The following is a 3,079-nucleotide window of genomic DNA, read 5'->3' as shown; positions in this document are numbered from 1 at the left end:
GCCACCACGTTAGCGGATTCCCTCCGGTGCTCATAATCGAGCATTCGGCTCGGATTTCGGCATGCCGAAATCGTCCCCGAGGGGAGATCGTGCGTCAGTGGTTTGCCGCCGGTGCGGCGCGAGTAGTTGTCTGCGGGATCGTGGTGACTCCGTGACAACCCGAAGGACTGTACACGACTCTTCGCGGCGCTTCAAACGCGTAGCCAGGGGCGCGTTGGAGCGTAAAGTCGGGTGCGTGACGAAGCATGCGCTGACCCTTCTGTGGTGGGCCGCCTGACGGCGGCCGGACCAGCGCATGCACCTCTACGGCCGCCGCATCCGGCGGCCGTTCGCGTATCTGCACTCCTCATCTCGCTCAGGCCGGCGGGCGCGGCGGTCCCGACGCCGGCAGGAGACAATGCAGATGACGCGGACGAGGATCTTCAGCGGGGTCAAGCCCACCGGACACCTGACGCTGGGCGACTACCTGGGCGCCGTACGCCGCTGGGTCGAGGAGGATCAGCACCGGGCCGACGCGCTGTTCTGCGTAGTGGACCTCCATGCGCTGACGATGGAGCACCACCCGGCGCGCGTACGGCGGCTCAGCAGGCAGGCCGCGACGCTGCTGCTCGCGGCCGGGCTCGATCCCGACCGGTGCGCGCTCTTCGTCCAGAGCTCATGTGGACGAGCACACACGGCTCTCGTATCTCCTGGAGTGCACCGCCACGGACGGCGAGATGCGGCGCATGATCCAGTACAAGGAGAAGTCCGCGCGGAGCAGTCGGTGCGGCTGTCGCTGCTCACCTATCCGGCTCTCATGGCGGCGGACATCCTGGCGTACGGGGCGAATGAAGTGCCTGTGGGTGACGATCAGGCGCAGCATGTGGAGCTGACGCGCGATCTCGCGCGCCGCTTCAACGACCGGTACGGGCTGGTCTTCACCCTGCCCAGGGCCACGCATCCGCCAGTCGCCGCCCGGGTCATGGACCTCCAGGATCAGGCTTCGACGATGGGGAAGTCGCACGCCGTCGGGCGCTGAAGAAGGACACGGCGGAGGCGGTGGTCGAGCTGCTGCGGCCGCTGCGGGAACGGCATGCCGCGCTGAGCGCGGAACCGGACTATGTGGAAGGGGTGTTGAGGGCCGGGGCGGAGCGGGCGCGGGCGCTTGCGCGTCCGCGGGTGGACGCGGCCTACCGGGCGATCGGGCTGCTGCCCGCGGTGTGAGCCGTCGGCCCTGTCGCGGGCTCGGCGGCCTCGGCGGCCTTGGCGTCCGCCGCGGTCGTTGCCGTCGTTGCGGTCGTTGCGGTCGTCGCGGTGGTTCCGGACGGCCTTGCGGAGAAAGCCGCGCGGTAGTCGCGCGGGCTCGTGCCGAGGTGGGTGGCGAAGTGCTGTCGCATCGTGACCTCGCTGCCGAAGCCCGCACGGCGCGCGACCTCGGGCATCGGCAGATCGGTGCGTTCGAGGAGCTTCTGCGCCGCGGCCAGCCGCTGTACGAGGAGCCAGCGGAGCGGTGTGGTGCCGGTGGTGGACGCGAAGTGGCGGGCGAAGGAGCGCGGGGACATGCCCGCCCAGCCGGCGAGCAGAGCGACGGTCAGCGGCTCGTGGAGGTTGCGCAGGGCCCGCTCGCGTACGTCTGCCAGGGCGTCCGCGTCGCGATTCGCGGGCGGCGTCGGACGTTCGATGAACTGGGCCTGGCCGCCCGTGCGGAAGGGGGCGGTGACCATGGACCGGGCGATGGTCGCCGCGACCTCGGCGCCATGGGCCATGCGGACCAGGTGGAGGCAGAGGTCGATGCCAGCGGCGACTCCCGCGGAGGTCCAGATGCCGCCGTCTTCGACGAAGAGGGCGTCCGGTTCGACGGTGACGGCGGGGTGGCGTTCACGGAGGAGGCCGGTGAGGTTCCAGTGGGTGATGGCGCGGCGGCCGTCGAGCAGGCCCGCCTCGGCGAGGGTGAAAGCGCCGCCGCACAGGGCGGCGACCGGAACGCCCGCGCCGTGGGCGCGGCGGAGTGCGGCCAGCACCGGTTCGGGGGTGCGGGCGGTGTGGTCCTCCAGGCCGGGGACGACGACCAGGTCCGCCGTACGGACCCAGCCCAGGCCGCGGTCGGGGCTGAGGGTGAGCCCGCCTGGCATGGCGACCGGTGCGCGGCCCTCCCCGCAGCGGCGCAGCTCGAAGGGCGGAACACCGCGGTCGGTGCGGTCGACGCCCCAGACCTCGGTGATCACGGCCACGTCGAACGCGCGGATGCCCGGGAAGGCGAGGAGGGCGATGCGCTGCATGGCTGCCATGGTGGCAGGGTGCCAGGGTTCGGCGGCGTTTGGCAGCTATCCATCGGTCCAGTGCTGTTCTGCCGCTGGGCGGGAGTGGGCGAGCTCGGCAGGATCCTCGGCATGGAGAACAGCGAGACGGGGCACAGCAGAGGGCTCGACGTGACGGCGGCGCTGATCGTCGTGGATGTGCAGAAGGGCTTCGGCGACGCAGAGTTCTGGGGGGTGCGGAACAATCCGGCCGCCGAGGCGAACGTCGCCTCGCTGCTCGCGGCCTGGCAGGACAGCGGACGGCCGGTGGTGTTCGTACGGCATGACTCGGCGCAGCCGGACTCGCCGCTGCGGCCGGGGCAGCCGGGGAACGACTTCCAGGAGTTCGTGGCGGAGCGGCGGGGGAAGGGGAGCGGGCCGGAGCTGCTGGTGACGAAGTCGGTGAACTCGGCCTTCTACGGGGAGCCGGACCTCGATGCCTGGCTGACGGGAACGGGCATCCGCCAGATCGTCGTTGCGGGCATCCAGACGAATATGTGCGCGGAGACGACGGCGCGGATGGGCGGGAACCTGGGGTACGAGGTGCTGTTCGCGCTGGACGCGACGTACACCTTCGGCTTGGGCGGGCCGTACGGCTGGCGGCTGAGCGCGGATGAGCTGGCGCGGGCGACGGCGGTGTCGCTGCACGGCGGGGGCTTCGCGGAGGTGGTGGCGACGGAGGAGTTGGTGCGTGCGGCTCGGCCAACCAGGGATGGGGGCGCGCCGCCGGCGCGGGGTGAGCGGCGGGGGTGAACGGGGGACTTTGAACGGGGGCTTTGAACGGGGGCGGGTGGGGCTTGCGG

4 protein-coding genes are annotated in these 3,079 nt (G+C 71.4%); 3 read left to right on the top strand and 1 reads right to left on the bottom strand.

Annotated features, from left to right (window positions below; genetic code table 11):
* The first annotated feature begins 403 nt into the window (after nucleotides 1–403).
* Nucleotides 404–1,018, top strand: coding sequence for a tryptophan--tRNA ligase (trpS, locus tag ACTWQC_RS35645; RefSeq protein ID WP_443320021.1), 615 nt, complete (start codon nucleotides 404–406; stop codon nucleotides 1,016–1,018).
* A 20-nt stretch (nucleotides 1,019–1,038) separates the two neighbouring features.
* A complete protein-coding gene (locus tag ACTWQC_RS35640; RefSeq protein ID WP_443320020.1) occupies nucleotides 1,039–1,203 on the top strand; it encodes a hypothetical protein in 165 nt (54 codons plus the stop codon).
* Here the strand turns inward: ACTWQC_RS35640 and ACTWQC_RS35635 are convergent.
* On the bottom strand, nucleotides 1,170–2,267 hold the full coding sequence (locus tag ACTWQC_RS35635) for a GlxA family transcriptional regulator (RefSeq protein WP_443320019.1): 1,098 nt from the start codon (nucleotides 2,265–2,267) through the stop codon (nucleotides 1,170–1,172). The two genes, ACTWQC_RS35640 and ACTWQC_RS35635, sit on opposite strands and share 34 nt — an antisense overlap.
* Before the next feature lie 102 nt (nucleotides 2,268–2,369).
* Between ACTWQC_RS35635 and ACTWQC_RS35630 the strand changes: the two genes are divergently transcribed.
* A complete protein-coding gene (locus ACTWQC_RS35630; RefSeq protein WP_443320018.1) occupies nucleotides 2,370–3,029 on the top strand; it encodes a cysteine hydrolase family protein in 660 nt (219 codons plus the stop codon).
* Nucleotides 3,030–3,079 lie beyond the last annotated feature (50 nt).

The organism is Streptomyces sp. 8N616 (assembly GCF_052246385.1).
Lineage (GTDB): Bacteria > Actinomycetota > Actinomycetes > Streptomycetales > Streptomycetaceae > Streptomyces.
This window is presented reverse-complemented; position numbering and strand designations above follow the sequence as displayed.

What these genes read in the sequence shown, in the direction of transcription:
- ACTWQC_RS35630 (WP_443320018.1), top strand. Translation starts at nt 2,370, where the DNA reads ATGGAGAACAGCGAGACGGGGCACAGCAGAGGGCTCGACGTGACGGCG.
- ACTWQC_RS35635 (WP_443320019.1), bottom strand. Translation starts at nt 2,267, where the DNA reads ATGGCAGCCATGCAGCGCATCGCCCTCCTCGCCTTCCCGGGCATCCGC.
- trpS (WP_443320021.1), top strand. Translation starts at nt 404, where the DNA reads ATGACGCGGACGAGGATCTTCAGCGGGGTCAAGCCCACCGGACACCTG.